Raw genomic sequence first — 26,163 nt, forward strand, 5'->3', positions numbered from 1 at the left:
CTTGGGGTGTTCGCCCGCACCGGCCAACGACTCCTCGCCCTCGCAGCCGCCATCTGGCACAACTGGACCACCGGCGCCAAGATCAAGCGATCCCTGATCGCCTACGACCACTGAGAACATCGGACTCATTCATCTAGTGGGAGACGCAGAGCCGGACCACGAGCGAGACACAGTCCCGGGAGTCGCCGGAGCCGGAGCCGGAGCCGGAGCCGCGGCCGGTCGGCTTGGCCGTGGGCCGCTGCGTCGGCTGCCCGCTCGGGGTGCCCTCCGGGTCCGACGTGCCGCCGTCCGTCGGCTTCGCGGTCGGCTTCTGGGTCGGTTCGTCCGTCGGTTCGTCCGTAGGCGCGTGCGACGGACCGCTCGACGCGGAGGACGAAGGGGGTGAAGACGTCCGCGACGAGGGCGAATCGGAGGAAGCGGATGTCGGCGCCTTCCGCGAGGGCGATACGGCGCTGGACGGCACATCCGCCGGGGAATGCCCCGTGGGCACGCTCGACGTGGACGGCCGGTTCCGGGACGCCTCCCCCGGAACGCCCGCCCGCGGACCGTCCGAGTGTCGCGAGGCGCCCGACGTGGCGGAAGAAGAGGAAGAATCCGCGGAGTCGGATGTGTCCGACATGGACGGCTCCGAGGCCGCCGCCTGCTGCTGCGCCGCCGCCGAGCCGCCGTCCGTCAGCGCCAGCCCCGTCATGACCGCCGCCCCCGCGACCAGCAGCACACCGCCCGCGGCCGCCGCGACCGCCACCGGCCCCGCCTGGCGCACCTGCCCGCGGACGAGGTGGCGCATGGAGCGGCGCGAGGAGACCAGCGGCCCGTTCGAGGGCGCCGCGTGCGCACCGCCGCCGGTCGCCAGGGCAGCCACTCCGGCAGCCCCCACGGCACCCACCGCACCGGCGGCCGCCAGCGGCGCCAGGAAGCGCGCCATGTCCCGGTCGTACAGCGCGAGCAGCGCCGGGCCGGTCAGCGCGGACAGCCGGTCGTCGGCCGCGACCAGCAGCTCCATCCGGCCCCGGCAGTCCCGGCAGCCGTCGATGTGGACGGCGATCCGCTCGGCCTGGTGCGGGGAGTCCGCGCCCCGCACGTGGTCGGGCAGCCCCTCCCAGTGCCCACCGCACGCGGCGCTCGCCGGATAGCCGGGCTGGGCGCGCAGGAACTCCTGGCGCACGCTCTCCCGGACGCGCTCCACCAGGGCCGCCGCGCCGTCCGGGCTCACCCCGGTCCGCCGCGCCACCTCCTCCGGCGGGAGCCCGTCCACCTCGGCGAGCCACAGCACCTTGACCCAGCGCTGCGGCAGCTCGTCGAGGACCTGGACGAGCGGTTCGAGGTATGACGCCTGCTGCGACGGACCCCCGTTCCCCACCCCGGCCGACAGCGCCCTTACGGCGCTCGTCAGCTCGGCCGGGATGGCGTCGGCACCGAGGGGATGCCCCGCGCGGATCCGGCGCCACACGCTGTAGTGCGCCTCGGCCACCAGGTCCCCCGCAACCCAGGGGTTGCCGGTGAGAGTTCGGGCATATCCGCACAGACGCCCATATTCGGCTTCGTAGATTCGGCTGTAGGCGGCCGTGTCGAGCGCCGCGTGACCTTCGGTCATGGTGGAACAACCCCTGGGGTGGGTGCCTCGTCATTGCCGACGTTTCTGTAACAGCTCCGCACGGCGCCCGAGACCTTGCATGGTTTGGCAAGCCTAAATGCCCTATGTCCCCTCGAAAAATCAGTCGTGACGCACGTCACGTCGAAAGCGGGTGCACTGGCCTGATCGCCCAAACGTCTTAACGGTCGTAAGGGCGACGCGCCCCGCACCGATCGCAAGGGAGCCGACGTGACCACTGTCATCGACCAAGCCGTCCAGGCACAGCTCATCGCGTCGACGCCCGAGTCACGCGCGATCCCGGCGTGCCTGCGCTACGAGCGGGACGACCCGTTCGCCGTCCGCATCTCCTTCCCGCCCTCCGCGTCCCTCGACGGCTCCGCGGTGGAGTGGACGTTCGGGCGCGAGCTGCTCGCGGCCGGGCTGCGTGGCCCGGCGGGCAGCGGGGACGTGCAGATGTGGCCGAGCGGACCGCAGGGAACGGTCCTGGAGTTCCACGCCCCCGAGGGCATGGCCATGGTCCAGTTCGACACCGCCGACCTCCGCAGATTCCTCGGCCGGTCGTACGCGGTCGTCCCCGAGGGCAGCGAGGCCGGGGAGCTCGACCTGGACGAGGGGCTGGCGTCGCTGCTGAGAGACGCCTGAGGTCCGTACGGACACCCCGAGCCCGTACGGATGCCTTGGCCCCGTACGGACGCATTGGTCCGTACGGATGCCTCGGGCCGTACGGACGCCTCGGGCCGTACGGACGCTTTGGCCCCTACGGGCGCTTGAGCCCGCCCCCCTGCCGGTGAGGGGTCAGGTGGCGGTCACCGCCGTGGTCGACGCCAGCATGGTCGTGACGACGGCGGCGGCGAGCGCCGTCCGCACCTGGGCGATCACCTTCTCCAGCACCGGGCCCATGCCCCCGCAGCGCTCCCCCAGCTCCAGGATCCGGCGCTTGCGGACCTTGGCGTCCGTGGCCGTCACCACGGACCTCAGCTCACCCGCCGCCGCCAGGGTGACCAACGCCGCGTCCCGTTCGGACACTTCGGCGGCCGGCTGCTCGCCCTGCAGCACGCGCACCGCGTCGTCCCGCATCCCGGCCACCTGGTCGGGCCGTTCCAGCGTGTACTCCTTGGCCGGGAACAGCCCCAGCATCCGCTTCCCCTTCGCCCGCACATATCCGGCCGCCACCATCTGGTCGCGGACCGCGTGCTCGGTCAGCCGCGGCTGATGCCCCACCCAGATCTGCCAGCTGCGCGGCCGGGACTCGCCGATCAGCTCCAGCAGCCCGTCGAGCGTTTGGTCCCCGGTGGCCGCGTCGGGAACGGGGCAGGGGCTGCCGTCGGAGTCGGTGAGCATGCCCCGCTGAACGAGTTCGGTGAGGGCGGCGGCGCGCACGAGGAGGGCGGTGTGAGCACCGGCGGGCCGGCCGGTCTCAGGGTCGTAGGAGAGCAGGTAGAGCGAGGCTGCGAGGGAGAGCGATCCGTTCGGCACGGGGAACCTCCGACGGTCGGGCGTCCGGTGGGGCGGCGTACTTCGACCATATCGGCCACGTGCCCTCATGATCGACCCTCCGCCAGGGGGTCTCCGCGGCTCCCGGGACACGTCACCTGGCCGAGGCCCGGTTGCCCGGAACACGTCACCTCCCTGGGTCTTGGCATCCCCCCGGGGACATGGCCTCTCCTGGACACGGCGGTCCTCGGGACGGCGGCCCTCGGGACGGCGGCCCCGGGACACGCGGAGGTGGCGGCGACGCGTACCCCCGTGTGTACGCGTGGCCGCCACCGGTCCCCGCCCCCGTCGGCCCCCTCGGGCCGCGCCCCCCGTCTGCCCGAGGTGGCCGCATCCCCCGTCAGCCCGAGGGGCCGCGTCCCCCGTCAGCCCCTCGGCCGCCCCCGCTGGCCCCGAGCCATGTCACCCCCGTTGACCCGCTCGGGCCCACGTCCCCGTCAGGGCACGCCCTCCGTCCCCCTTCGGCCCCTCAGGCTGCGGCCCCAGCCCTGAGGGGCGTCCCCGTCCAGCCCCCTTGGACCCCGCTCACGGGTGGTACAGCTTGAGCACGGCAGTCGTGGTGGTGCGCTTGAAGTCGGCCAGGGGCGCCTGGTCATAGCCGCCCATCTCGCCCCACGTCACGACGGTGACGGTCCGGCCGTCGCGGCCCACGCCGAAGAGGTGGATGCCGGGCTCCGAGTCCGGGTACGAGGTGTGGACGCCGTAGACATGGGCGCCGTCCTCGGCCGTCAGGGCGCCGTAATCCCGCCATGAGGCGGTGCCCTCCGGGAACTGGCTCTCCCAGTCGGCGGCGCAGTTCCGGATCTTCTCCTCGGCCGCGGCGGCGAGCTTGCGGGCCGCCTCCACCGTGCCGGTCCTGACCACGATCTGGGTGGCGCCGGTGTCGTACTCGGTCCAGAAGGTGCGGTGGGTCGCCCCGGCCGACGGGAAGGTCTTCTCCCCGCAGAACGGAGGCGTCTCCGGCAGGCCCTCGGTGACATCACTCGCGTACCAGTCGGAGCTCGGGTGCGGCGGGAGCTCCCTCGGTACGAGGTGGGCGGGGGTGCGCTGGGGCACGGCCGCCTGCGCCCCCGCCTGGGCCTGGGCCCCCGCCTGGGCCTGGGCCTGGGCCTGGGCCTGGGCCTGGGACGACGGTGCATGGGCCTGGGCCGGCCCGGTCCCGGCCACCGCCATGGCCGTGACGGCGGCCGCGGCCACGACGCCGAGCGCGGCGCCGCGGAATGAGTGCGTGGGCTTGCGCATGAGGTGCTTCCTCGTCTCTTCCCGATCTCAGGGTTTCAGCATGTCGCCGTCGCACCGGGAGGTCGCGACGGCAGGACAAGCGTGTGCGCCACCTGGCCGTGGCGGCTACGACCGGCGGGGCATTCGGGACGCTGGAACGCCTGCACGTACGCTGACTTGGGGGTATGACAACACCCTGGAACGCGCTCGTGGGACGCCCACGGGACGACTCGCGGTGCCGGGGACGATATTGGGGGGTGGGGGGCGTGGGGAACGCCAAAGAGGTCGAGGATTTCGCCGAGAGACTGCGGGCGCTGAAGGAGCGCTCGGGCCGCAGTTACGGCTCGCTGGCCACACGACTGCACGTCAGCACGTCCACGCTGCACCGCTACTGCAACGGCGACGCGGTCCCGGCGGACTACGCGCCCGTCGAGCGCTTCGCCCGGCTGTGCGGCGCCACCCCGGATGAGCTGGTCGCGCTCCACCGCCGCTGGATCCTCGCGGACGCCGCCAAGCGCCGCGCGCGGGAGAGTGCGATGTCGGCTCCGCGCGGGGGCGAGGACGCGTCCGGCGGCCCGGCCGCGGATGGCACCGCGCGGAGGATGGACGCCCGGTCCGGCGGCGATGAGCCTCGGCAGTCGGCCGACGTCCGAGGCGCCGACGCCGCCTCGGACGCGGCCGGAACCACCGCGACGCCCGCCGCGCCTCCGGCCGCCGACCCGCATCAGGGGCGCGTCGCGACGCCCGGCCCGGGCCCGGCGACCGGCCCTCACCCGGATGCGGACACGGCCATCGGCCGGGCCGGAGACAGCGGCAGCGGGCCGGAGGCCGGGGCGCGCTCGCGCGACGCTCAGCCGGGCGGCGCAGGCGACGAGCGACACGACGCCGCCGCCCCGGCCGACGCGTCGAGGGCCACTCCGATGTCCGACGCCCACCCGGCCGCGCGCCGCGCATCCGCCGCGGCCGACCCCGCGTCGGGCCGCCCCGGAGACGACAACGGCCCGGACCGGTCGGCACAGGCCCATGGCACCGGGCACCGCGGCGCGGCCGCACACCGCGGCGCGGCCGCACACCCGAACGGCGACCCGCACCAGCACACCGACGCCACCGACCGTGCCGACGGCACCTTGACCGACGGCACCCGCGCCCAACCACCCGGCGCGCCCACGGCCGACGCCGAATCCCCGGCCACCGAGCAGGCCCAACCGCCCCGCCCATGGCCCCCGGCCACCAACCGCGCCGACGCCACCGACCGGGCCAACGAGACCCGCACCCAACCACCCGGCGGACCCACAGCCGAGACCGAATCCCCGGCCACCGACCAGACCGACGCCACCCGAGCCAACAACCCCCGACCCCAACCACCCGGCGCGCCCACAGCCGAGGCCGGACCCGCACCCACGGCCGCCAGCAAGACCGGATCCACGCCGACGGGCAAGACCGGATCCACGCCCACGGCCAAGGCCGAACCCACGGCCGGCGGCAAGACCGGACCCACGCCCACGGCCAAGGCCGAACCCACGGCCGGCGGCAAGACCGGACCCACGCCCACGGCCAAGGCCGAACCCACGGCCGGCGGCAAGACCGGACCCACGCCCACGGCCAAGGCCGAACCCACGGCCGCCGAGAAGACCGGCCCCCCGCCCGCCAAGCGAGCCCTTTTGCGGGCCGTGGCGGCAAGCACCACCGACACCGCCGCCACCTCACGCGTACGGCGGCCGTGGACGCTGCTCGCCGGGGCCGCCGCCGTTGTCGTGCTCGCCGTTACGGCGGTCGAGGTGCGGCCGCCTGGCGAGGACGGCCGTCAGGACACCGCGGCCGCGCCTCCCTCCGCCGCGCCCTCCTCCACGCCGCCCGCCGGGCCGACCGCCCGGGGCCATCTGGACCGTCAGAAGACGGACGGCGACAAGGAGTCCGGCGCACCGCGCCGCGATGGCGGTAAGGACGAACGTGGCAAGGAGCGGCGGGCCAAAGGCGACGCCTCCGGCTCTCCGGCGCCCGGCGCGACCAAGGGGACGGACCATGGCGGGTCAGGGTCCACCCAGGTCCCGCTCACCCTCTCCACCCGTTCCCATGTCTGGGAGAACGGCTGCGGCCACCGCTATCTCATCGACCGGCCCCCGGCCCGGGTCGCCCCGCCGCCCACCGAGCAGGACGCCCCGACGTGGGCCGCCGCCCATGGCGCGGTGCACGGCGGGACCACCAACGTCGAGGTCACGGTCCAGGGCCGGGCCTCGTCGGCCGTCGTCCTCCAGGCCCTGCACGTACGGGTCGTGGGGCGCCGCACGCCGCTCGCGTGGTCGTCGTTCGCCATGGACAACGGCTGCGGGGGCTCCCTCACCCCGCGCGCCTTCTCGGTGAATCTGGACGCCGCCCGTCCGCTGGCCCGCCCCACGGACGGCAACGACGCGGGCAAGCCGATCCCCGCCGTCCGCTTCCCCTACCGCGTCTCGGCCTCGGACCCGGAGGTGTTACTGGTCAACGCCCGGACGGCGGGCTGCGACTGCAGCTGGTACCTGGAGCTGGACTGGACGAGCGGGGGCCGCTCCGGGACGGTGCGGATCGACGACCACGGCTCGCCGTTCCGCACCAGCAGCGTCAGGGGCCGCCCCGCCTACGCCTACGACTACACCGACGGCACCTGGCACAAGAGCGACTGAGCACTTAGGGCGACACGGCCACCAGCGGCCACACCGCCGCCTCGCTCCACCACCACCGTCTCACTCCACCACCGTCGTCAGCCGCAGCGCCGCGTCCCGAACGTCCGCGTGCGGATGGCCGCGCAGCGCGCGCAGCCGCTCCCGCCAGGGCTCCGCCCATTCCGTACGGGCCCCGGCCACCTCCGTAAGGGTCGCGGCGAACAGCCCGGAGGCGTGGCCGCCGTCCTCGTCGAGCTCCCGCGCGGCGCGCAGCAGGGCCGCGTCGGATCCCGGCCGCGTGGCGGTGTTCAGCCGTCGCCGCAGGGCGTCGGCGGTACGGACGGCGAGCGCGGGGCGGGTGGTGTGCAGCCGGGCGAGGCGGGCGAGGGCCGCGGTCAGCGGGCCGGGGCGGGCGTTCAGGTCGAGGGCGTTCACCAGCACATGGGCGGCCTCCTGGACGAACGTCTCGTATCCGGCGAGGAGTTCACCGGCGGCCCGCGCGGTGCGCCGGGTCACCCTGGGCCGCATCCGGGCCCGGGTGGCGAGCCGGTCGGCGAGGTGCCGGATGCGGCGGTGGGCGGGGCGGTCCCGGTCCGGTTCGGCGTCGGGGCCGCCGGGCCGGGCGTCGGCGCTGGCGAGCGCGGCGAGCGCCCAGGCCAGCGGGTTGTCACCGGGCGAACCGTCGGGCGCCGCCGCCATCAGGTCCAGCAGGGCGTCGGCGGCGGACCGCCAGCTCGCCCGGTTGCCCAGGTCGGTGACGGCCGCCACCAGCACGGGCGCCGCGTCCGGCGCCCACGGCGACCAGCGGGCCAGCGCCCCGTAACCGGCCGCCGCCACCTCGGGGTCGTCGGTGTCGCAGACGGCGCGTATGAGCTGGGCGTAGCGGCCGCGGTGGGCCTCCGGGAGGTCCAGCGGGCGGGTGCGCAGCACGGCGTGGCGCAGTTCGCGCCGGCCGCGCGCGGCTGCGGTCAGCAGTTCCCAGGCGCGTTGGGTGTCGAGCAGCCCGGTGGCGAAGGCGACACAGGCGGCCTGCACATCGGGGTGCTGGCCGGGCTGTTCGAAGGCGTCGGCGAGCAGCGCGGCGGCGTCGGCCACCGGGAGCAGGGTGGCGGCGAGCCGGACGGCCTCCTTACGGCTGGTGACCTTCGCGGGGACGGGCGGTACGGCGGTGGCGACCCCGTCCGGCGCGAGCACCCCGCGCACCAGCCGCCCCAGCCGTGACGGCTCGACGTACCGGGACGCCCGGGTGGCCGCGTACATCGCCACCCGGGCCCGGTCGTCGCCCGCGTGGGCCAGCAGGGCGGGCAGGGCCTCGCCGGGGCGGTCGGTGCGGGCGAGGGCGGCGAGTGCGGTCTCGGCCAGGACCACATCGTCATCGTCGGTGTCCGTCCAGGCCCGGACGGTGGCCGCGTCCGTCCACCTCCGGACGGTGGCCGCGCCGTGGCCGGGGATCGGCGCGGCATCGGCGACGGCGGCCGCCCGCTGCCGCGGCCGAAGGGAGGTGTCGGCGGCGGCCCGGTCCAGGACGCGGGCGGCGGCCGCCTGCTGACGGGGCAGCCAGCGGCCGGTGTCCCGCCCGGTGGGCGGGGTCCAGTGGGTGCCGGGCGTCAGAAAGCGCCCATACGGCGGATTGTCGGCGAGGACGAGGTCGAGCAGATCCGTGCGACGGCGGGTCAGCACGGCCAGGACGGGCGGCAGCACGGCCGCCGACGGCTCGTGCGCGAGCAGTTCGGCCACGCGGGCGTCCCGCTCGGCGGGTGGTTCCAGCCACAGCCCGATGGCGGTGCGGGCCGTCGCGTCGCTGCCGAACGAGATGGCCTGCCACAGGAGTTCCTGGAGCTCGGGGAGGGTGTGGGCGCGCCGCCCGAGGGAGCGGGCGAGGGCGAAGGTCAGCTCGTGGTCGACCCGTTCGGCGCCCGCCTCCAGCCAGGGCCGCAGCGCCTCGAACACCGCCTGCTCCTGGCCGCGCCGCAGCTGGTGGTCGAGGCGGCCCAGGTCGGCGGCTCCGACGCTGCCCGCGAGCCGGGTGAGGGTGCGCAGCGCCCAGCCCAGCAGCTGCCGCCGCCCGGTGACGGCGTGTTCGCGCAGCAGCGCCACGGCCAGGTGGCGCAGCGCCTGGCGGGTGGCGGAGGACGAGTCGCGGGCGGAGATCGCGTCGGCGGCGATCCGGTCCAGATGCTCGGCGGCGTCGTCGGTGAACAGCGCGGGGTGGGTGCGGGCGAGCGCGCCGAGCGCCGCGGAGCGCACCGGGTCCTGCTCGTCGCGCAGCCGCTCCAGCAGGCGCAGCAGCTCGGTGAGGGCGTCCGGGTCGCCGGAGCGGGCGACGCACCGGATCAGCAGCGGATGGGCCAGGGCGCGGTCCTCGGCCGAGGAGCGGCGCACGGCGGCCTCCAGCTCCTCGCGCGCCTCCTCGACCGGCAGATGGGCCACCGACTCCAGCACGGTGGTCCAGGGCGCGCCGCGCTCGCGCGCCCGGGCGGCCATCCGGCGGGCCTCGGCCTGACGGCGGGGGCGCGGCAGGACCTCGAGCACGGCGGGCTCGACCACGGCGGGCTCGACCACGGCGTGGTCGGAGTCGCGTCCATGGGTTGCCTGGCCGACGGCGGCCTGGTTGTGGACGGTGACCCGGCCGTCGATGGCTCGGCCGTCGGTGGCCCGGCCGTCGATGGCTCGGCCGTCGATGGCTCGGCCGTCGATGGCTCGGCCGTCGATGGCTCGGCCGTTGATGGCTCGGTCGTAGGCAGCCCGGCCGTCGGTGGGCTGGCCGAAGGTGGCCCGGCCGTGGGCGGCCGGGTCGTGGGCGGCCGGGTCGTGGGCGGCCGGGTCGTGGGCGGACCGGTCGTAGAACGCGGAGCGGCGGGCGGGCGGCAGCGCGGCCAGCAGCCGGGCGAGCGCGTCGGCATCGGCGTCGTGCCGCAGGGCCCGGCCCAGTTCGGCGAGCTCGGGCGGGTCGGCGCGGACGACCCGGCGCAGCACGGCCCGGTCCAGCCGCCGCCGGGTGCCGCTGTGCTCGGGGGCGAGCAGCAGCCGCAGCGTACGGCTCGGCTCAGCGGCCACCAGCGCGGGCAGCCGGGCCCGTACGGGGGTCGGGAGCGGGCCCTGACCGTAGTCCTCCAGCAGCTCCAGCACCCGATCGGGCTCGACGGGCGCGGCGAGCGCGACACAGGGCGCGTAGCGGGTCCACCAGTCGGCGCGCAGCGGTACGGGCAGGGCGGCGAGCTGGCGGGCCGCCTCGTCCAGGACGGCCACCGGGTGACGGGAGACGAGGGGCCGCCAACCGCGGACGGCGTGGAACAGCCCGGGCAGCAGCCGCGCCACGGTCTCGGCGCCGCATCCGGGGAGCAGCCGGGCGGCCTCGCCGTCGCCCCAGCGCTCCCGGAACGGCTCGATCAGCCGGTCCGCGAGCGCGGTGCGCCGCCCGGCCACGACGGTGCGCGCCAGTTCGCGCCGTACGGTGGCGGGCGCGTCCTCGAAGGCCGCCTCCAGCGCGTCGTCCGGGACCGCGCCGGGGCCGCCCCGGCGTGCGGTGTCGAGGGCGCGGTGCCGCACCACGGGGTCCGGGTCGGCGAGCCGCGCCGCGAGATGGCCGGTGCGCCCGCCGGCGGCCGCGGCCACGGCCGCCAGCCGCCGCTCGTACGTCCCACGCCGCTCCAACTCCTCGATCAGCGCGCCCAACCGCCCCTCGGCACTGGCCGCCCGCGCCCGCCCGGCCAGCTCCCGCATCCGACGCGGAAAGGGCAGCGGATCGAGGGCGGCGAGCAGCTCGTCGGCGAGGGCGCGCCGGGAATCGGGGACGCCGTGGGCGTCGGCCGCACCGTGGACTCCGGGAGCGCCGTGGGCGTCGGCGGCATCGTGGGCTCGGGGAGCGCGGGGAGGCTCGGGGCCACGGTGGACTGCGGGGCCGCCATGGGCTTCGGGGCCGCGATGGGCTTCGGACGCGTTGACCATGCCAGGGATTGTGCCGCCCACACGCCCGGTCACACGTCCCCCCGGGAAATGGCTTCCCGGGGCCCCGCCCGCCCGGCCCCTTGGCGCCCGCCGCCCGGACCCCTCGCGCCCGGCCGCGCTCGCTCGCGTCCCGCCCACGTGTGTCACATCCGGGCCGCGATTCGTGCGGCCTCGCGGCGACCCGCGCCACGCCGAGCCGCACCCCCGCGACGGCCCCAGACGCGCCCCAACCGGGCTCGCCCATCTCGTCGGGGCCCCGGGTCGCCCACCGCCCCGCTCGCGTCCCACTGCGCCCACTCGCGTCCCCGCCACGCCCGACCGCGCGTGCCCCATCCGAGTCGCGATGCACGCGGGCTCGGCGGCCCTCGGCCCGGCGAGCCACACCCCGGCAATGACCCCGGCGCGCCCTGGCCGGGCTCGCCGATCTCGCCGGGGCGCTCGGGCCCGTGACACCCGCTCGCGTCCCCACCGCGCCCGGGGGCCGCACCACCACCGCACCACCGCCCCCGGGGCCGCACCACCGCCCCCGCAGCCGCGGTCGCACCCGCCCCCGCGGCCCCGCCCGCACCCGCACCCGCCCCCGCAGCCGCGGCCTCCGCACGCCGTGCGAGGGGGACCGGCGCCACTTAGGCTCGGTGTGTGGGCCGGACGGGTGCGTCGATGGATCCACTCGGGACCGGCCCTGTCGTCCGAGCCCGGAGGAAGCCATGCCGGAGCTGTTCATCGGCGGCCACTGGACGACCGCCCTCGACGGACACAGCCGCGAAATCCGCTGCCCGGCCGACGGCTCGATGGTCGCCGTGGTCGACGAGGCGGGGCCGAAGGACGCCGCCGCGGCGGTGGCGGCCGCCCGGGACGCCTTCGACCGCGGATCGTGGCCCGGCACCCCGCCCGGCGACCGGGGCGGACTGCTGCTGCGGGTGGCCGATCTGCTGGAGCGCGAGAAGCCGACGCTCGCCCGCGCCGAGTCCCTGGACACCGGGAAGCGGCTGGTCGAGAGCGAGTACGACCTCGACGACATCGCGAACTGCTTCCGCTACTTCGGCACCCTCGTCGCCTCCGGGAGCGGCGGCCGCGTGGTGGAGGTGGGCAGTCCGGAGATCGACAGCAGGGTGGTGCACGAACCGGTCGGAGTGTGCGTGCTGATCACACCCTGGAACTACCCGCTGCTCCAGACGGCCTGGAAGGTGGCGCCCGCGCTGGCGGCCGGGAACACCTTGGTCCTCAAGCCCAGCGAGCTGACCCCGCACACCGCGATCCATCTGATGCGGCTGCTGACCGAGGCCGGGCTGCCGGGCGGCGCCGCCAATCTGATCCTCGGCTCGGGGGCCATCGCGGGCGCGCCGCTGGTCACGGACGAACGGGTGGACATGGTGTCCTTCACCGGCGGAGTGGTCACCGGACGCTGGATCATGTCGGCCGTCGCGCCCACCGTGAAGAAGCTCGCCCTGGAGCTGGGCGGCAAGAACCCCAATATCGTCTTCACCGACTGCGATTTCGACACCGCGGTGGACTACGCGCTCACGGCGGTGTTCCTGCACTCCGGGCAGGTGTGCTCGGCCGGTGCCCGGCTGCTGGTCCAGGAGCAGCTGCATGACGCGTTCGTCGACGAGATCGTCCATCGGGCCCGGAACATCCGGCTGGGCGGGCCGTTCGACGGACACGCCCGCGCCGGGCCGCTGATCTCCGCCGAGCACCGCCAGAAGATCACCGACTATGTGGCGGCGGGGATCGACGAGGGCGCGGTGCTGCGCTGTGGCGGGACCCCGCCCGACGACCCGGAGCTGGCGAAGGGCTTCTACTACCTGCCGACCGTGCTGGACGACTGCACCCCGGACATGTCGGTGGTGCAGGACGAGTCCTTCGGCCCGGTGCTCACCGTGGAGCGGTTCCGGGACGAGGACGAGGCGGTGGCGCTCGCCAACGACACGGTGTACGGCCTGGCGGGCGGGGTGTGGACGCAGGACACCGAGAAGGCGCACCGGGTGGCGTCCCGGCTGCGGGCCGGGACCGTATGGATCAACGACTTCCATCCGTATGTCCCGCAGGCCGAGTGGGGCGGGATGAAGCAGTCCGGGGTCGGGCGGGAGCTGGGCCCGTCGGGGCTGCACGAGTACCAGGAGCTCAAGCACATCTGGCGCAACACCGCACCCCGTCCGCAGCGGTGGTTCGATTGACGGCGGCCGAGTCGGCCGGACCGCCCGCGATGACCGTCAACCTCGCCTGGCCCAGGGCTCAGGTCTGCAACGCGCCACCGGACCGCAGCACCGGTATCCGCGCTGGGGCGCGGTCCTGTTCGTGAGGAGAGGCCCGTGGACCAGTTCGACTACGTGGTGGTCGGCGGCGGTACGGCCGGATCGGTGGTCGCCTCCCGGCTGTCCGAGGACCCCTCGGTGAGCGTCTGCCTGCTGGAGGCGGGACCGTCGGACCTCGGGGACGACAACGTGCTGCGGCTGAACCGCTGGATGGGGCTGCTGGGCTCCGGCTACGACTGGGACTATCCGGTGCAGCCGCAAGAGAAGGGCAACAGCTTCCTGCGCCACGCCCGCGCCAAGGTGCTCGGCGGCTGCTCCTCGCACAACTCCTGCATCGCCTTCTGGGCCCCGGCCGAGGATCTCGACGAATGGGCCGCCATGGGCCTGGACGGCTGGTCGGCCGCCGACTGCTTCCCGCTCTTTCAGCGCCTGGAGGACAACGACGCGCCCGGCGACCACCACGGCCGCGGCGGCCCGGTCCGGATCCGCACCGTACCGCCCGAGGACCCGTGCGGCAGGGCGGTACTGGCGGCCTGCGAGGAGGTGGACATCCCCGTCACGCCGTTCAACACCGGGACGACGGTGGTGCGCGGAGCCCACTGGTTCCAGATCAACGCCCGCGAGGACGGCACCCGCTGCTCCGCCTCGGTGGCCTACCTCCACCCCGTCATGGACTCCCGGCCCAACCTGGAGGTGCGCACCGGACTCCAGGCCAGACGGCTGGCCCTGAACGAGGACCGGCGCTGTACCGGGGTCGACTACCTCTCCCCCGATCTGATCCACACCCTGAGGGTGCACGCCCGGCGCGAGGTCATCGTCTCCTGCGGCGCGATCGACACCCCGAAGCTGCTGATGCTCTCCGGGATCGGCCCCGCCGCACATCTGCGGGAGACGGGGGTGGAGGTGGTCGTGGACTCCCCCGGGGTCGGTGGCAACCTCCAGGACCACCCCGAGGGCGTCATCATGTGGAACGCCGAGCAACCCATGATCAAGAGCTCCACGCAGTGGTGGGAGATCGGCATCTTCACCGACACCGAGCCCGGTCTGGACCGCCCGGACCTGATGTTCCACTACGGCGCGACGCCCTTCGACCTGAACACCTACCGCCATGGCTACCCCACCTCGGAGAACGCCTTCTGCCTCACCCCGAACGTCACCCGGGCCCGCTCCCGGGGCACCGTGCGGCTGGCCACCCGCGACTTCCGCGACAAGGCGCGCGTCGATCCCCGCTACTTCACCGACTCCTACGACATGGACATCATGACCCGCGGTCTGCTGCTGGCGCGCAAGATCGCCGCCCGGCCCGCGCTGGCCATGTGGGCGGGCGCCGAACTGGCCCCCGGGACCGATGTGAACAGCGGCGACGAGCTGGCCGACTACATCCGCGAGACCCACAACACCGTCTACCACCCGGCGTGCACGGTGCGGATGGGCGCGCCCGACGACCCGGACGCCCCGCTGGATCCGGAACTGAGGGTCAAGGGGGTGACGGGGCTGCGGGTGGCGGACGGCTCGGCGATGCCGTCTCTCATCGCCGTCAATCCGTGCATCACGACGATGATGATCGGCGAGAAGTGCGCGGACATGATCAAGCGGCAGCCTTCCGGCCCATGACATGAGGGTTAGGCCACCGGGTTCTCCAGCAGGGTGACCCGGTTTCCGTCGGGGTCCTCCAGGGCCGCGATCCGGGTGCGCACACCGCCGGTCAGCACCGGTCCCGCGGCCAGGCCACGCTCGGCGAGCCCGGCCAGGGCACTGTCCAGCTCGGGCACCTCCAGATTGAGCAGCGTCGAGCCGGCGTGCTCCGGATCTTCGAAGACCTGAAGCCAACCACCCGCGGTGAGGTGCCAGTCGGCCAGCGACGGCATCGGCCGGGTGTCCGCCGGGCGGCCCAGCAACCGTTCGTACCAAGCCACCGCGATGTCGATGTCCCGTACTGGAGCGACCATCAGTACCCGCGCGACCTGCATGCGGATCACCTGCTTCCGGAGTGCGATTTCCGTGCTTCTCCTTATGCAGACCGCCGACGAACCCGGAAGTCATCGCAACGAGCTCGCGCACAAGCTCCGGCGGTGGCACGGGAGCTCAGCCGTGCTACGGGAACCTCCCCGACTACGGGCGCCACTGCGGCCCCGTGCCGGTGCCCCTCGGCACCACCGCCTCGATCTTCGCCCGGATCTCCCGCATCACCGCGACGATCCGCGCCTCACGCCCCTCCGTCAGCCGGGCCGTCGGCACCGAGCAGCTGATCGCGTCCACCGCCGGGACGTCGTACCGCAGGGCGAAACCGAAACCCACGATGCCCAGGACCCCCTCCTCCCGGTCGATCGCGTGGCCCCGCTCCCGCACCCGCGCCAGATCGGCCAGGAGCGCGGCGCGAGTGCGGTGGGTGTTGGGCGTCATCGGCGCCAACTCAACACCCTTCAGCGGGAGTTCGCCGTCGATCCGCTCGGCGAGCAGCGCCTTCCCCAGGGCCCCCACATGGGCCGGGAGCCGCCGCCCGACACGGCTGAAGGGGCGCAGGTACTCATGCGACTCCCGGGTGGCGAGGTAGACGACATCGCCGCCGTCCAGCCGGGCGAAGTGAATGGTCTCGCCCAGCGCGTCGGACGCCTCGTCCAGATACGGCCGCGCCGCCCGCACCCGTGGGTCGCTGTCCAGATAGCTGGTGCCGGTGAGCAGCGCGCGGATACCGATGCCGTACAGCGAGCCGGTGACGTCGGTGCGCACCCAGCCGCGGTCGATCAGGGTCTTGAGGAGGGCGTACATACTGCTGCGCGGGACGCCGAGCTCCTCGGCGAGTTCGCGCAGCCGGGCCGGCTGGTCGCCGCGCGCGGCGAGCAGCTCCAGCAGTTCCACGGTGCGGCCCGCGGACTTCACTTCGCGCACCCCACCGGTTTCCGCCATGACTCACATCGTAACTGTCGCCGCACACCTTGACGTTGAACCGATTCATGGCTTCCATCGTGGGGCCACGACGCCTGGGAGCGCTCCCAGCCCCCGGGCACCGCCCCGCCCCGGCAGGGGCATTCACGCTTCCTCCGACCGAGAGGCCCCCATGCGATCGATCCCGCACTTCTTACGCAGACTCTTCCTTCTTGTCATGACCGCGTCGCTCTGTGCGCTGGGGCTGAGCCTCGGCGTCACCTCCGCCGCACGGGCGGCGGCCCTGGGGAACGGCTCGGTGACCGACCCCAACATCGTCTACACCGGCCGCTGGGACCTCGGCTCCGCCACCGCCGCCGTCCCCAACTGGACCGGCGGCTACCTCCAGACGGCGTTCACCGGCACCACCGTGAAGGTCAAGGCCCGGGAGGCGGTGAACTTCTACGCGAGCGTCGACGGCGGCCCCGATGTCTTCTACGCGGGCGTCAAGGGCACCGTCGCCCTCACCCCCCAGCCGCTCCCCCAGGGCACCCACACCCTCCGCGTCTCCTACCGCTCCGGCGACACCGTCTTCCAGGGCCTGGTCCTGGACGCGGGCGCGGGCACGGTCGCCCCGCGCGTCCCGTCCGGGCTCATCGAGTTCGTGGGCGACTCCATCACCGCGGGCGCCCTCACCGACCGGCTGGCGCTGGACTCGTACGGCTGGAAGACCGGCGAGCGGCTGGGCATGCGGCACACCCAGATCGCCCGCTCGGGCTACTGCCTGGTCGGCAAGGACGGCTGTGCGGGGCTGGCCACGCAGTTCTTCAAGACGGCCTCGACCGGCGACCAGAACTGGGACTTCTCCCGCTACCAGGCCAGTGCGGTGGTCATCAACCTCGGCACCAATGACATCGGGCACGGCGTCACCGGACCTGAGTTCCAGTCCGCGTACACCGGTCTCCTCCGCGACATCCGGGCGACGTACCCGAACGCGGCGCTCTTCGCCGTCCAGACCCTCAAGAAGCGCTACGTCACGGAGACCAAGGCGGCCGTGAGCGCGCGCAACGCGGCCGGTGACGCCAAGGTGAGCTATGTCGACACCACCGGCTGGCTCACCGACGGCACGGACTACGAGGACGGCAACGGCCACCCCAACGAGGCGGGGCACACCAAGTTCGCCGACCGCCTGGCGCCGATCATCGCCGCGAAGCTCGGCACCGCACACGGCTCCGCGTCCCCGAAGGCAGCCGCGCCCCTCAAGACAGCCGCGCCCCTCAAGGCGGCCACGCCCCCCAAGACAGCCACGCCCCTCAAGGCCGCCGCCCCCGGCCGGCCGGGTGACCCCAACATCCGGTTCACCGGCCGCTGGGACACCAAGAGCTCGGCCACCGCCTACACCCCCTACTGGGCGGGCGCGTACTTCCGCACCGGCTTCACCGGCCGCACCGTCAAGCTCCAGCAGCGCAACGCGATCGACCTGTGGGCCAGCATCGACGGCGGCCCCGCCACCTTCTACGACGAGGCCAAGGGCACGGTGAACCTCACCCCGACCCCGCTCGCCGCCGGAAACCACACCCTCCAGGTCAACTACCAGGTGGTCGCGGGCTCCTACCACGGTGACGCGGTCTTCCAGGGCCTGACGCTCGACAGCGGCGCCACCACCTTCGCGCCACCCGCCCCCAAGAACCTGATCGAATTCGTCGGCGACTCGATCACCGTGGGCACCACCACCTCGCAGAACGCCCGCACCGCCTACGGATGGCTCATCGGCGAACGGCTCGGCGCCGACCACACCCAGATCGCCCAGGGCGGCGCGGCCCTGGTGGACACCGCGGACGACCGGATGAGCCTGGAGCAGCAGTTCACCAAGCTGAACCCGAACGCCGCCACGCCCGACTGGGACTTCTCCCGCTACCAGGCGAGCGCGGTGGTCATCAACCTCGGCACCAACGATGTGGGCCGCGGTGTGACCTCGGCGCAGTTCCAGGCGTCCTACGCCAGTCTGCTGCGCAAGGTCCGCACCGCCTACCCGAACGCCTGGATCTTCGCGCTGCGCACCTTCAGCGGCCGGTTCGGCACCGAGACCAAGGCCGCCGTGACCGGTTCCGGCGATGCCAGGGCCTCCTACGTCGACACCACCGGCTGGCTCGCCGCCGACGACCTCTCGGACTCGGTCCACCCCAATGACAAGGGCCACCGGGCCATCGCCGACCGCCTGGCCCCGGTCATCTCCGGGCGCCTTCCGGGCCTACCGCACGTGAGCCGTCACGACCCACGGTGACCAGCCGTTTGTCCCGTTTGGCCGGCGCGGGGAGCGGTACTCGGGAGCCATGGTTCGATGGGGATACACGATGATGACCGAGCAGGCCGGTCCACGTCAGCTCGTCGACGACGTGGTCCGGGCCGAGCAGGTCGGGTTCGACTTCTCGGTGACCTCCGACCACTACTTCCCGTGGCTGGACTCCCAGGGGCACGCCCCGTACGCCTGGAGCGTGCTGGGCGCCGCCGCGCAGGCCACCTCCTCGATCCCGCTGACCACGTATGTCACCTGCCCCACCGTGCGCTACCACCCGGCGGTGGTGGCGCAGAAGGCGGCGACGCTCCAACTGCTGTCCGAGGGGCGGTTCCGGCTGGGCCTCGGGTCCGGCGAGAACCTGAACGAGCATGTGGTCGGGCAGGGCTGGCCGTCGGCGGATGTGCGGCAGGAGATGCTGGAAGAGGCGATCGAGATCATCCGGGCGCTGTTCGGCGGTGGCTACGTCACCCACCACGGCACCCACTACGACGTCGACTCGGCGAAGCTGTGGGATCTGCCGGACCAGCCGCCGCCCATCGGCGTGGCCGTCTCCGGGCCGCGGTCCTGCCGGCTGGCCGGGCGGCTGGCCGACATTCTGATCGCGGTGGAGCCCAAGTCCGAGCTGGTGGAGGGGTTCGAGGCGAACGGCGGCGGCGGGAAGCCACGGATCGGCCAGATCCCGGTCTGTTACGACCCCGACCGGGACGCGGCGATCGCCCGCGCCCATGACCAGTTCCGCTGGTTCGGGGGCGGCTGGAAGGTCAACTCGGAGCTGCCGGGGCCCGCCTCCTTCGCGGGCGCCACCCAGTTCGTCCGGCCCGAGGACGTGGCCGCGTCCATTCCGTGCGGCGATGACGTCGAAGAGTTCACGGAGCTGGTCCGGCCCTTCGTGGACGCGGGCTTCACGGATGTCGCCCTCGTCCAGATCGGCGGCGACCATCAGCGGCCGTTCCTGGACTGGGCCGAGAAGCGGCTGCTGCCCGCGCTCAGGGAGCTATAGCCCCCGGGGAGCCCGGGGAGTTCCGGGAGTGTCCGCGCGCCGTACGAAGAGCTCGTGCAAATCGCGTACGGCGCGCGGCACCGATCCCGAGCGGCGCCGCTGGATCATCAGCAGCACCTCGGTGGCCTCGCCGTCCGCGAGCGGCCGGTGGGTGATCGCGCCGCCGCGCTCCAAGGGGTCGCCGATGACGCTGAAGTCGGGGAGCACGGTGACGCCGAGCCCCTCGGCCACCATCAGCTTGCCCATCTCGGCCCCGTCGGTGGAGTACGAGAAGGACGGGGTGCGCCCGGCCAGCAGCCGGTGGATGAAGCGGTGCATCAGATAGCCGGAGCGCATCACGATCAGCGGCTCCCGCCCGTCCAGCAGATCCGCCGCGCTCACCGCCGGCCGGGCGGCCAGCGGGCTGTCCGGGCGCAGACAGACCACCGGGCGGCCGCGCAGCAGCTCGGTGGACTCCAGGGAGGGCGGGACGTCATCGCCCTGGAGGCAGTTGACCAGGCCCAGGTCGAAACTCCCCTCCAGCAGCGCCCGGTGGATCTCGGCCTGCTGCGCGCCCACCACCTCGACCTGGGTCACCGGGTGGGTGGCGCGGAACTCCCGGACGGCCGGGATCAGCAGCGGGACGGTCGCGGTGTTGACCGTGCCCAGCCGGATCATCCGGCTGACCCGGTGCTGGTCACCGGCGGCGCCGCGCAGCCGGTCGACCGCCTCGATGACGCTGGCGATATGCGGCAGCAGCTCCCGTCCCTCCGCGCTGATCGTCGCGCCGGAGCGCTTGCGCTCCAGCAGATCCACGCCGAGTTCGCGTTCGAGATTGCGCACGGTCTCGCTGAGCGCCGGCTGGGACAGATGCAGTTCCTCGGCGGCGCGGCGGAGCGATCCGAGCCGGGTGACCGCGGCGATGTATTCCAGCTGTTCAATTCGCACACTGCGCACCCTGCCCGCGCGGACCCGCCCGCTTCAAGGGAATCCCTGTCACGGTCTCATGAATACCGACTCACGCCCCGGCCCGCCTCCCGGGTAATCTCGAAGCGGGCGCCGCGGAATTCCGCGGCCCGGCCCGCGCGTCCGGGATATGGAATGACTCCCGGGCCTTCTTGACCGGCAGGACTTCCCCCTGGTTGGATCGGTGACATGAAGCGACAGGACCTCACGCGGCGACGCCACGTCGACCTCGCGCGTGTCTCCAGCGCGTTCTGTTGCTGTCCGGTCTGACCCGCCGTACGGGTCCGAGCGAGCCCTGAGGGACCGCCTCCGCTTCGCTCCCCGCCGCCTCCCATGATCGGGAAAGGCTTTTAGCCGCCGCCACCGAGGAATCGCGGTCGCGCTGCCCCGCCTTCGGCGCACCTTCGCGCTCCCGGTCTTTCCGCGCCCGTTCCACGGTGAATTCCACTCGCCGCCGGGGCGCCGATTCCCCCTGCCCGCAATTGCTCCACCGGGAGTTCCCCATGCCCGCAGAACCCCTCCGTTTCGCCTATTGGGTGCCCAATGTCAGCGGCGGTCTGGTCACCAGCACCATCGAGCAGCGCACCGACTGGGGCTATGACTACAACCGCGACCTGGCCGTGCTCGCCGAGAACAACGGCTTCGACTACGCCCTCAGCCAGGTCCGCTACATGGCCAGCTACGGCGCCGAGTACCAGCACGAGTCCACCAGCTTCAGCCTCGCGCTGCTGCTGGCCACCCAGCGGCTGAAGGTCATCGCCGCCGTCCACCCCGGGCTGTGGCACCCCGGCGTCCTGGCCAAGCTGGGCGCCACCGCCGATCACCTGTCCGACGGGCGGTTCGCGGTGAACGTCGTCAGCGGCTGGTTCAAGGGCGAGTTCACCGCGCTGGGCGAGCCCTGGCTGGAGCACGACGAGCGCTACCGCCGCTCCGAGGAGTTCATCCGGGCGCTGCGCGCCATCTGGACCCAGGACCACGCCGAACTGGCCGGGGACTTCTACCGGATCCGTGACTTCTCCCTCAAGCCCAAGCCGCTGAGCAGCCCCGGGCGCCCGCATCCGGAGATCTTCCAGGGCGGCAACTCCACCGCCGCCCGCGCCATGGCGGGCCGGGTCTCCGACTGGTACTTCAGCAACGGCAAGGACTTCGACGGCGTCACCGAGCAGCTCCGGGACGTCCGTGCCTCCGCCGCCACCGCCGGCCGCCCGGCCCCCGGCTTCGCCCTCAACGCCTTCCTCATCGCCCGCGACACCGAGGCCGAGGCCCGCGAGACCCTTCGCGAGATCGTCTCCAAGGCCAACAGCGACGCCGTGCACGGTTTCCGCGACGCGGTGCAGCAGGCGGGCCGGTCCACCGCCGATGGCAAGGGCATGTGGCAGGACTCCAGCTTCGAGGACCTGGTGCAGTACAACGACGGCTTCCGTACGGGGCTGATCGGCACCCCCGAGCAGATCGCCGAGCGCATCGTCGCCTACAAGCGGCTCGGCGTCGATCTGTTCCTCCTCGGCTTCCTCCACTACCACGAGGAGGTCGAGTACTTCGGCAAGCGCGTGCTGCCGCTGGTGCGCGAGCTGGAGGCACAGCAGCCGGACACCGCGCCCGCGACCGCGCTCACCTGATCCCCGCAACCACGCCCGGAAGGGAACGCCCATGAGCACCGCCACCCGCACCGACTGGCAGACCCGCACCCGCCCCACCGACGCCGACGGCTGGATCGGACGCGCCGCGGAGGTCGCCGGGATCCTGGCCACCGACGCGGCCGCCCGCGACAAGGCCGGCGCCACTCCGTACGCCGAGGTCCAGCTGCTGAAGGACTCGGGCCTGGTCACCCTGCTCGGCCCCGCCGCGCACGGGGGCGGCGGCCAGGACTGGAGGACCGCGTACCGCGTGGTCCGGGAGATCGCCAAGGCCGACGGCTCCATCGGCCAGCTGCTCGGCTACCACTACCTGTGGAACTGGGCCGCCCGGCTGGTCGGCACCCGCGAGCAGTGGGAGCAGGTCGAGGCCGACGCGGCCCGGAACCAGTGGTTCTTCGGTGGCGCCGTCAACCCGCGCGACAACGACGTGGTCGTCCGGGACCAGGGCGACACCCTCACCTTCACCGGCCACAAGTCCTTCTCCACCGGCAGCAAGGTCTCCGACGTCACCGTCCTGGAGGGCGTCTTCGAAGGCACCGACCGCCATGTGTTCGCCATCGTCCCGTCCGACAGCGAGGGGCTGACCTTCCACGACGACTGGGACAACATCGGCCAGCGGCTCACCGAGAGCGGCAGCGTCACGCTCGACGGCGTGACGGTCCCCTGGGCGGCCGCCGCGGGATACGTGGACAAGGAGTTCCAGCCCCGCGTCTACAACACCCTCAACGTGCCGACGATCCAGCTGGTTTTTGTCAGCTTCTACCTGGGCATCGCGGCCGGTGCCCTGGAGACCGCCGCCGCGTACACCCGCACCAAGTCCCGGTCCTGGCTGCACGGCGGGTTCGACACGGCGGTCGACGAGCCCCACGTCATCGACACCTACGGCGACCTCACCGCCAAGCTGTGGGCGGCCGAGGCGCTCGCGGACACCGTGGCGGCCGAAGGGCAGCGGCTGCACGAGGACCCGGACGCGGTGACCGAGCAGCAGCGCGGCGAGTTCGAGGTGAGGGTCGCCGCGGTGAAGGCACGGGCCACCGATGTCGCCCTGGAGGTCACCAACCGCATCTTCGAGGTCACCGGGGCCCGCTCGACGGCCTCCGCCGAGGGTCTGGACCGCTTCTGGCGCAACGTCCGCACCCACACCCTGCACGACCCGGTGGCCTACAAGCGCCGCGAGGTGGGCCGCCACGTGCTGACCTCCGAACTCCCGCAGCCCACCTGGTACTCCTGACCGCCTGCCGCACTCGCGCCACACGCTGGCCACCGATCCGCTCGGCACTGATCCGAAAGGGGCCACCATGGCCACCGTCCTGTCCATCTCCGGCTCCCCCTCCGCCACCTCCCGCACCGCCCGGCTGCTGCGTCACCTCGACGCCCGCCTCACCGACCAGGGCCATGAGGTGATCCCGCTTGACGTGCGCACCATCCCCGCGACCGCGCTGCTCGGCGCCGACTTCGCGCATCCGGACATCGTCCGCGCCAAGACGCTGGTCGAGGAGGCGGACGGGATCGTCGTCGGCACCCCCGTCTACAAGGCCGCCTACTCCGGGCTGCTGAAGTCGCTGCTGGATCTGCTGCCGCAGTACGCGCTGGCGGGCAAGACCGTGCTGCCGCTGGCCACCGGCGGCACCACGGCGCACGTGCTCGCCATCGACTACGCGCTGCGCCCCGTGCTGTCCTCGATGGGCGCCGCGCACATCGTGCAGGGCTGGTTCACCCTTGACAAGGACATCACCGCCACCGCCGACGGCGGGGTGATCGTGACGCCGGGCGCGGCCGAGGCGCTGGAGCAGGTCGTCGACCAGTTCTCCGTGGCGCTCGGGTACAAGCCCCTGCTGGCCGCTGCGAGCTGACGCCCGTGTCTCCTCATCCCGAAGCCCCTCCCGGCACCGCCCACCGCATCGCCGACGACGCGGAGGCGCTGGAGGTGGCCGCGAAGCTCGCCGAGGAGTTCGTCGCGGGCGCGGCCGGGCGCGACGCGGACCGCGCCCTGCCCCGCGCCGAACTGGACCGGCTGTCCGCGTCCGGGCTGCTGGCCATCACCGTCCCGGCCGGGCACGGTGGCGCGGACGTCTCGGCGGTCACCCTCGCCGAGGTGTTCCGGCTGCTGGCCGCCGCCGATGGCAGCCTCGCCCAGATTCCGCAGAGCCACTTCGTGTACGTCAATGTGCTGCGCCGCCAGGGCACGCCGGAGCAGCAGAAGTTCTTCTTCTCCGAGGTGCTGGCGGGCAGGCGCTTCGGCAACGCCCAGTCGGAGGCGGGCACCAAGCACATCCAGGACATCCGTACCCGCCTGGAGCCACGCCCCGACGGCTCCTACGAGCTGACCGGCGTCAAGCACTACTCCACCGGCGCGCTGTTCGCCGACTGGATCCCGGTGCTGGCGCGCGGGCGGAACGAGGAGCTGTACGTGGCGTACGTGCCACGGGAGGCGCCCGGGGTGACGGTCTCGGACGACTGGGACGGCATGGGCCAGCGGACGACCGCCAGCGGCACCGTGCGGCTGGTGGGCGTGACCGTGCCCGCCGACCGCGTGGTGCCGCATCACCTCACCTTCCGCGGGCCCCAACTGCACGGCGCCGTCGCCCAGCTGCTGCACGCGGCGATCGACGCGGGGCTGGCCTCGGGCGCGCTCGCGGAGGCGGTGGCGTTCGTCCGCACCAAGAGCCGCCCGTGGTTCGAGAGCGGCTTCGAGACGGCCGCCGAGGACCCGCTGCTCATCCAGCGCTTCGGTGAACTGGCCCTCCAGGTGCGGGCGGCCGAGGCGCTGCTGTCCGCCGCCGCGCGGGCGGTGGACGCCGCCCGCGCGGATCTCACCGACGACACCGCGGCCGAGGCGTCGATCGCCGTGGCCGCCGCGAAGGTGTCGACGGGCGCCGCGGCGGTGGAGGCCGGCAGCGCGCTGTTCGAGGTGTCCGGCACCCGCTCGGCACTGGATTCCCTCAACCTCCACCGCCACTGGCGGGACGCCCGTACGCACACCCTGCACGACCCGCCCCGCTGGAAGGTCCAGCACATCGGCCGCTACGTCCTGAACGGCACCCCGCCGCCCCGGCACGGCCTCCTGTAACACCCCGCGAACACCCCCGATCGGAGCCGCACACCATGTCCCTCACCTTCCACTGGTTCCTGCCCACCAACGGCGACAGCCGCCATGTCGTCGGCGGTGGCCATGGCACCCCCGTCACCTCGGCCGGAGGGGACCGTCCGCCGTCCGTCGGCTATCTCTCCCAGATCGCCCGCGCCGCCGAACACCTCGGCTTCGAAGGCGCGCTCACCCCGACCGGCGCCTGGTGCGAGGACGCCTGGCTGACCACCGCGATGGTCAGCCAGCACACCGAGCGGCTGAAGTTCCTGGTGGCCTTCCGCCCGGGTTTCCTCTCGCCCACCTTCGCCGCCCAGATGGCCTCCACCTACCAGCGGCAGACCGGCGGACGGCTGATGCTCAACGTGGTCACCGGCGGCGAGAGCCAGGAGCAGCGCTCCTTCGGCGACTTCCTCGACAAGGACGCCCGCTACGCCCGCACCGGCGAGTTCCTGGACATCGTCCGCGACCTGTGGGACGGCAAGACCGTCGACCACACCGGTGAACACCTCCATGTCGAGGGCGCCAAACTGGCCCGGCTCCCCGACCCGCTCCCCCAGGTCTACTTCGGCGGCTCCTCCCCCGCCGCCGGTCAGGTCGCCGCCCGGCACTCCGATGTCTACCTCACCTGGGGCGAACCCCCCGCCCAGGTCGCGAAGAAGATCGCCTGGATCCGCTCCCTCGCCGCCGAGCAGGGCCGTACGATCCGCTTCGGCATCCGGCTGCACGTCATCACCCGCGACACCGCCGAGCAGGCATGGGCCGAGGCACGCCGACTGCTCGACGGCTTCGACCCGGAGACCGTGCGCTCCATCCAGGCCGGCCTCGGCCGCAGCGAGTCCGAGGGCCAGCAGCGCATGCTCGCCCTGCACGGCGGCAGCCTGGACAACCTCGAGATCTACCCCAACCTCTGGGCCGGTGTCGGCCTGGTCCGCGGCGGCGCGGGCACGGCCCTGGTGGGCAGCCACGCCGAGGTGGCCGAGCGGATCGCCGAATACCACCGCCTCGGCATCGACGAGTTCATCCTGTCCGGCTATCCGCATCTGGAGGAGGCGTACTGGTTCGGCGAGGGCGTCCTGCCCCTGCTGCGCCGCCAGGGCCTGTGGTCCCACCCCTTCCAGCCCGCCGCCCTCGAACAGCCCACCGCGCAGGTCCCCTTCGCGGCTGCCGGGAGCTCCTGA

General features: G+C 73.5%; 19 protein-coding genes and 1 pseudogene. 13 read left to right on the top strand and 7 right to left on the bottom strand.

What is annotated here, in order from left to right; translation table 11 throughout:
• A pseudogene (locus tag IEJ02_RS28410) lies at positions 1-114 on the top strand (IS982 family transposase); the annotation flags it as partial.
• 19 nt (positions 115-133) lie between these two features.
• Here the strand turns inward: IEJ02_RS28410 and IEJ02_RS28415 are convergent.
• Positions 134-1,594 (bottom strand): PT domain-containing protein, encoded by a 1,461-nt coding sequence (locus tag IEJ02_RS28415; protein WP_191067438.1) that lies wholly within the window; start codon positions 1,592-1,594, stop codon positions 134-136.
• Positions 1,595-1,822: 228 nt separating this feature from the next.
• Between IEJ02_RS28415 and ssgD the strand changes: the two genes are divergently transcribed.
• A complete protein-coding gene (ssgD, locus tag IEJ02_RS28420; RefSeq protein ID WP_138916733.1) occupies positions 1,823-2,236 on the top strand; it encodes a spore wall synthesis regulator SsgD in 414 nt (137 codons plus the stop codon).
• A 153-nt stretch (positions 2,237-2,389) separates the two neighbouring features.
• On the opposite strand, the gene IEJ02_RS28425 is transcribed toward ssgD, so the two are convergent.
• Both IEJ02_RS28425 and IEJ02_RS28430 read right to left on the bottom strand, forming a co-directional pair.
• Entirely contained in the window at positions 2,390-3,070 is a 681-nt protein-coding gene (locus tag IEJ02_RS28425) for a GOLPH3/VPS74 family protein (RefSeq protein ID WP_191067439.1), read from the bottom strand.
• A 543-nt stretch (positions 3,071-3,613) separates the two neighbouring features.
• Positions 3,614-4,330 carry a hypothetical protein gene (locus IEJ02_RS28430; RefSeq protein WP_191067440.1) on the bottom strand — a complete coding sequence of 239 codons (717 nt, stop codon included), beginning with the start codon at positions 4,328-4,330 and terminating at the stop codon, positions 3,614-3,616.
• 245 nt (positions 4,331-4,575) lie between these two features.
• Here IEJ02_RS28430 and IEJ02_RS51145 point away from each other — a divergent pair, with 245 nt between their 5' ends.
• The gene (locus tag IEJ02_RS51145) at positions 4,576-6,969 is read left to right on the top strand and encodes a helix-turn-helix domain-containing protein (RefSeq protein ID WP_370467149.1); all 2,394 of its coding nucleotides are present in this window, start codon (positions 4,576-4,578) and stop codon (positions 6,967-6,969) included.
• A gap of 60 nt (positions 6,970-7,029) precedes the next feature.
• Here IEJ02_RS51145 and IEJ02_RS48930 read toward each other — a convergent pair whose 3' ends face one another.
• A complete protein-coding gene (locus IEJ02_RS48930) occupies positions 7,030-10,896 on the bottom strand; it encodes a hypothetical protein (RefSeq protein ID WP_223864556.1) in 3,867 nt (1,288 codons plus the stop codon).
• Positions 10,897-11,603: 707 nt separating this feature from the next.
• Here IEJ02_RS48930 and IEJ02_RS28445 point away from each other — a divergent pair.
• Both IEJ02_RS28445 and IEJ02_RS28450 read left to right on the top strand, forming a co-directional pair.
• Complete coding sequence (locus IEJ02_RS28445) at positions 11,604-13,073, top strand: aldehyde dehydrogenase family protein (RefSeq protein ID WP_191067441.1); 1,470 nt, start codon at positions 11,604-11,606, stop codon at positions 13,071-13,073.
• A gap of 135 nt (positions 13,074-13,208) precedes the next feature.
• A complete protein-coding gene (locus IEJ02_RS28450; protein ID WP_191067442.1) occupies positions 13,209-14,765 on the top strand; it encodes a GMC family oxidoreductase in 1,557 nt (518 codons plus the stop codon).
• 8 nt (positions 14,766-14,773) lie between these two features.
• Here IEJ02_RS28450 and IEJ02_RS28455 read toward each other — a convergent pair whose 3' ends face one another.
• On the bottom strand, positions 14,774-15,121 hold the full coding sequence (locus IEJ02_RS28455) for a VOC family protein (protein WP_191067443.1): 348 nt from the start codon (positions 15,119-15,121) through the stop codon (positions 14,774-14,776).
• Positions 15,122-15,263: 142 nt separating this feature from the next.
• The gene (locus IEJ02_RS28460; RefSeq protein WP_191067444.1) at positions 15,264-16,058 is read right to left on the bottom strand and encodes an IclR family transcriptional regulator; all 795 of its coding nucleotides are present in this window, start codon (positions 16,056-16,058) and stop codon (positions 15,264-15,266) included.
• 196 nt (positions 16,059-16,254) lie between these two features.
• Here IEJ02_RS28460 and IEJ02_RS28465 point away from each other — a divergent pair, with 196 nt between their 5' ends.
• Both IEJ02_RS28465 and IEJ02_RS28470 read left to right on the top strand, forming a co-directional pair.
• Complete coding sequence (locus IEJ02_RS28465) at positions 16,255-18,300, top strand: GDSL-type esterase/lipase family protein (protein ID WP_223864557.1); 2,046 nt, start codon at positions 16,255-16,257, stop codon at positions 18,298-18,300.
• A 49-nt stretch (positions 18,301-18,349) separates the two neighbouring features.
• Complete coding sequence (locus tag IEJ02_RS28470; protein WP_191067446.1) at positions 18,350-19,315, top strand: LLM class F420-dependent oxidoreductase; 966 nt, start codon at positions 18,350-18,352, stop codon at positions 19,313-19,315.
• On the opposite strand, the gene IEJ02_RS28475 is transcribed toward IEJ02_RS28470, so the two are convergent.
• The gene (locus tag IEJ02_RS28475) at positions 19,310-20,242 is read right to left on the bottom strand and encodes a LysR family transcriptional regulator (RefSeq protein WP_191067447.1); all 933 of its coding nucleotides are present in this window, start codon (positions 20,240-20,242) and stop codon (positions 19,310-19,312) included. The two genes, IEJ02_RS28470 and IEJ02_RS28475, sit on opposite strands and share 6 nt — an antisense overlap.
• A 207-nt stretch (positions 20,243-20,449) precedes the next feature.
• Between IEJ02_RS28475 and IEJ02_RS50860 the strand changes: the two genes are divergently transcribed.
• The 6 genes from IEJ02_RS50860 (at position 20,450) to IEJ02_RS28500 (ending at position 26,163) form a co-directional block, all read left to right on the top strand.
• The gene (locus IEJ02_RS50860; RefSeq protein WP_350338121.1) at positions 20,450-20,530 is read left to right on the top strand and encodes a putative leader peptide; all 81 of its coding nucleotides are present in this window, start codon (positions 20,450-20,452) and stop codon (positions 20,528-20,530) included.
• A 233-nt stretch (positions 20,531-20,763) separates the two neighbouring features.
• Positions 20,764-21,879, top strand: coding sequence for a dimethylsulfone monooxygenase SfnG (gene sfnG / locus IEJ02_RS28480; RefSeq protein WP_191067448.1), 1,116 nt, complete (start codon positions 20,764-20,766; stop codon positions 21,877-21,879).
• Between the two features lie 31 nt (positions 21,880-21,910).
• Complete coding sequence (locus tag IEJ02_RS28485; RefSeq protein WP_191067449.1) at positions 21,911-23,128, top strand: acyl-CoA dehydrogenase family protein; 1,218 nt, start codon at positions 21,911-21,913, stop codon at positions 23,126-23,128.
• A 67-nt stretch (positions 23,129-23,195) separates the two neighbouring features.
• Positions 23,196-23,750 (top strand): NADPH-dependent FMN reductase, encoded by a 555-nt coding sequence (gene ssuE / locus IEJ02_RS28490; RefSeq protein ID WP_191067450.1) that lies wholly within the window; start codon positions 23,196-23,198, stop codon positions 23,748-23,750.
• 5 nt (positions 23,751-23,755) lie between these two features.
• Positions 23,756-24,967 carry an SfnB family sulfur acquisition oxidoreductase gene (locus IEJ02_RS28495; protein ID WP_191067451.1) on the top strand — a complete coding sequence of 404 codons (1,212 nt, stop codon included), beginning with the start codon at positions 23,756-23,758 and terminating at the stop codon, positions 24,965-24,967.
• Between the two features lie 35 nt (positions 24,968-25,002).
• Complete coding sequence (locus IEJ02_RS28500; protein WP_191067452.1) at positions 25,003-26,163, top strand: LLM class flavin-dependent oxidoreductase; 1,161 nt, start codon at positions 25,003-25,005, stop codon at positions 26,161-26,163.

Origin of the sequence: Streptomyces sp. 5-10, assembly GCF_014712245.1 — a bacterium.
Taxonomy (GTDB): Bacteria; Actinomycetota; Actinomycetes; order Streptomycetales; family Streptomycetaceae; genus Streptomyces; species Streptomyces violaceusniger.

Bases quoted from the DNA above. Each gene is read 5' to 3' on its own strand.
- IEJ02_RS50860 (WP_350338121.1), top strand. From the start codon at position 20,450: ATGAAGCGACAGGACCTCACGCGGCGACGCCACGTCGACCTCGCGCGT.
- IEJ02_RS28445 (WP_191067441.1), top strand. From the start codon at position 11,604: ATGCCGGAGCTGTTCATCGGCGGCCACTGGACGACCGCCCTCGACGGA.
- IEJ02_RS28460 (WP_191067444.1), bottom strand. From the start codon at position 16,058: ATGGCGGAAACCGGTGGGGTGCGCGAAGTGAAGTCCGCGGGCCGCACC.
- IEJ02_RS28470 (WP_191067446.1), top strand. From the start codon at position 18,350: ATGGTTCGATGGGGATACACGATGATGACCGAGCAGGCCGGTCCACGT.
- IEJ02_RS28415 (WP_191067438.1), bottom strand. From the start codon at position 1,594: ATGACCGAAGGTCACGCGGCGCTCGACACGGCCGCCTACAGCCGAATC.
- IEJ02_RS28430 (WP_191067440.1), bottom strand. From the start codon at position 4,330: ATGCGCAAGCCCACGCACTCATTCCGCGGCGCCGCGCTCGGCGTCGTG.
- sfnG (WP_191067448.1), top strand. From the start codon at position 20,764: ATGCCCGCAGAACCCCTCCGTTTCGCCTATTGGGTGCCCAATGTCAGC.
- IEJ02_RS28465 (WP_223864557.1), top strand. From the start codon at position 16,255: ATGACCGCGTCGCTCTGTGCGCTGGGGCTGAGCCTCGGCGTCACCTCC.
- ssuE (WP_191067450.1), top strand. From the start codon at position 23,196: ATGGCCACCGTCCTGTCCATCTCCGGCTCCCCCTCCGCCACCTCCCGC.
- IEJ02_RS28500 (WP_191067452.1), top strand. From the start codon at position 25,003: ATGTCCCTCACCTTCCACTGGTTCCTGCCCACCAACGGCGACAGCCGC.
- IEJ02_RS28485 (WP_191067449.1), top strand. From the start codon at position 21,911: ATGAGCACCGCCACCCGCACCGACTGGCAGACCCGCACCCGCCCCACC.
- IEJ02_RS28455 (WP_191067443.1), bottom strand. From the start codon at position 15,121: ATGCAGGTCGCGCGGGTACTGATGGTCGCTCCAGTACGGGACATCGAC.
- IEJ02_RS48930 (WP_223864556.1), bottom strand. From the start codon at position 10,896: ATGGTCAACGCGTCCGAAGCCCATCGCGGCCCCGAAGCCCATGGCGGC.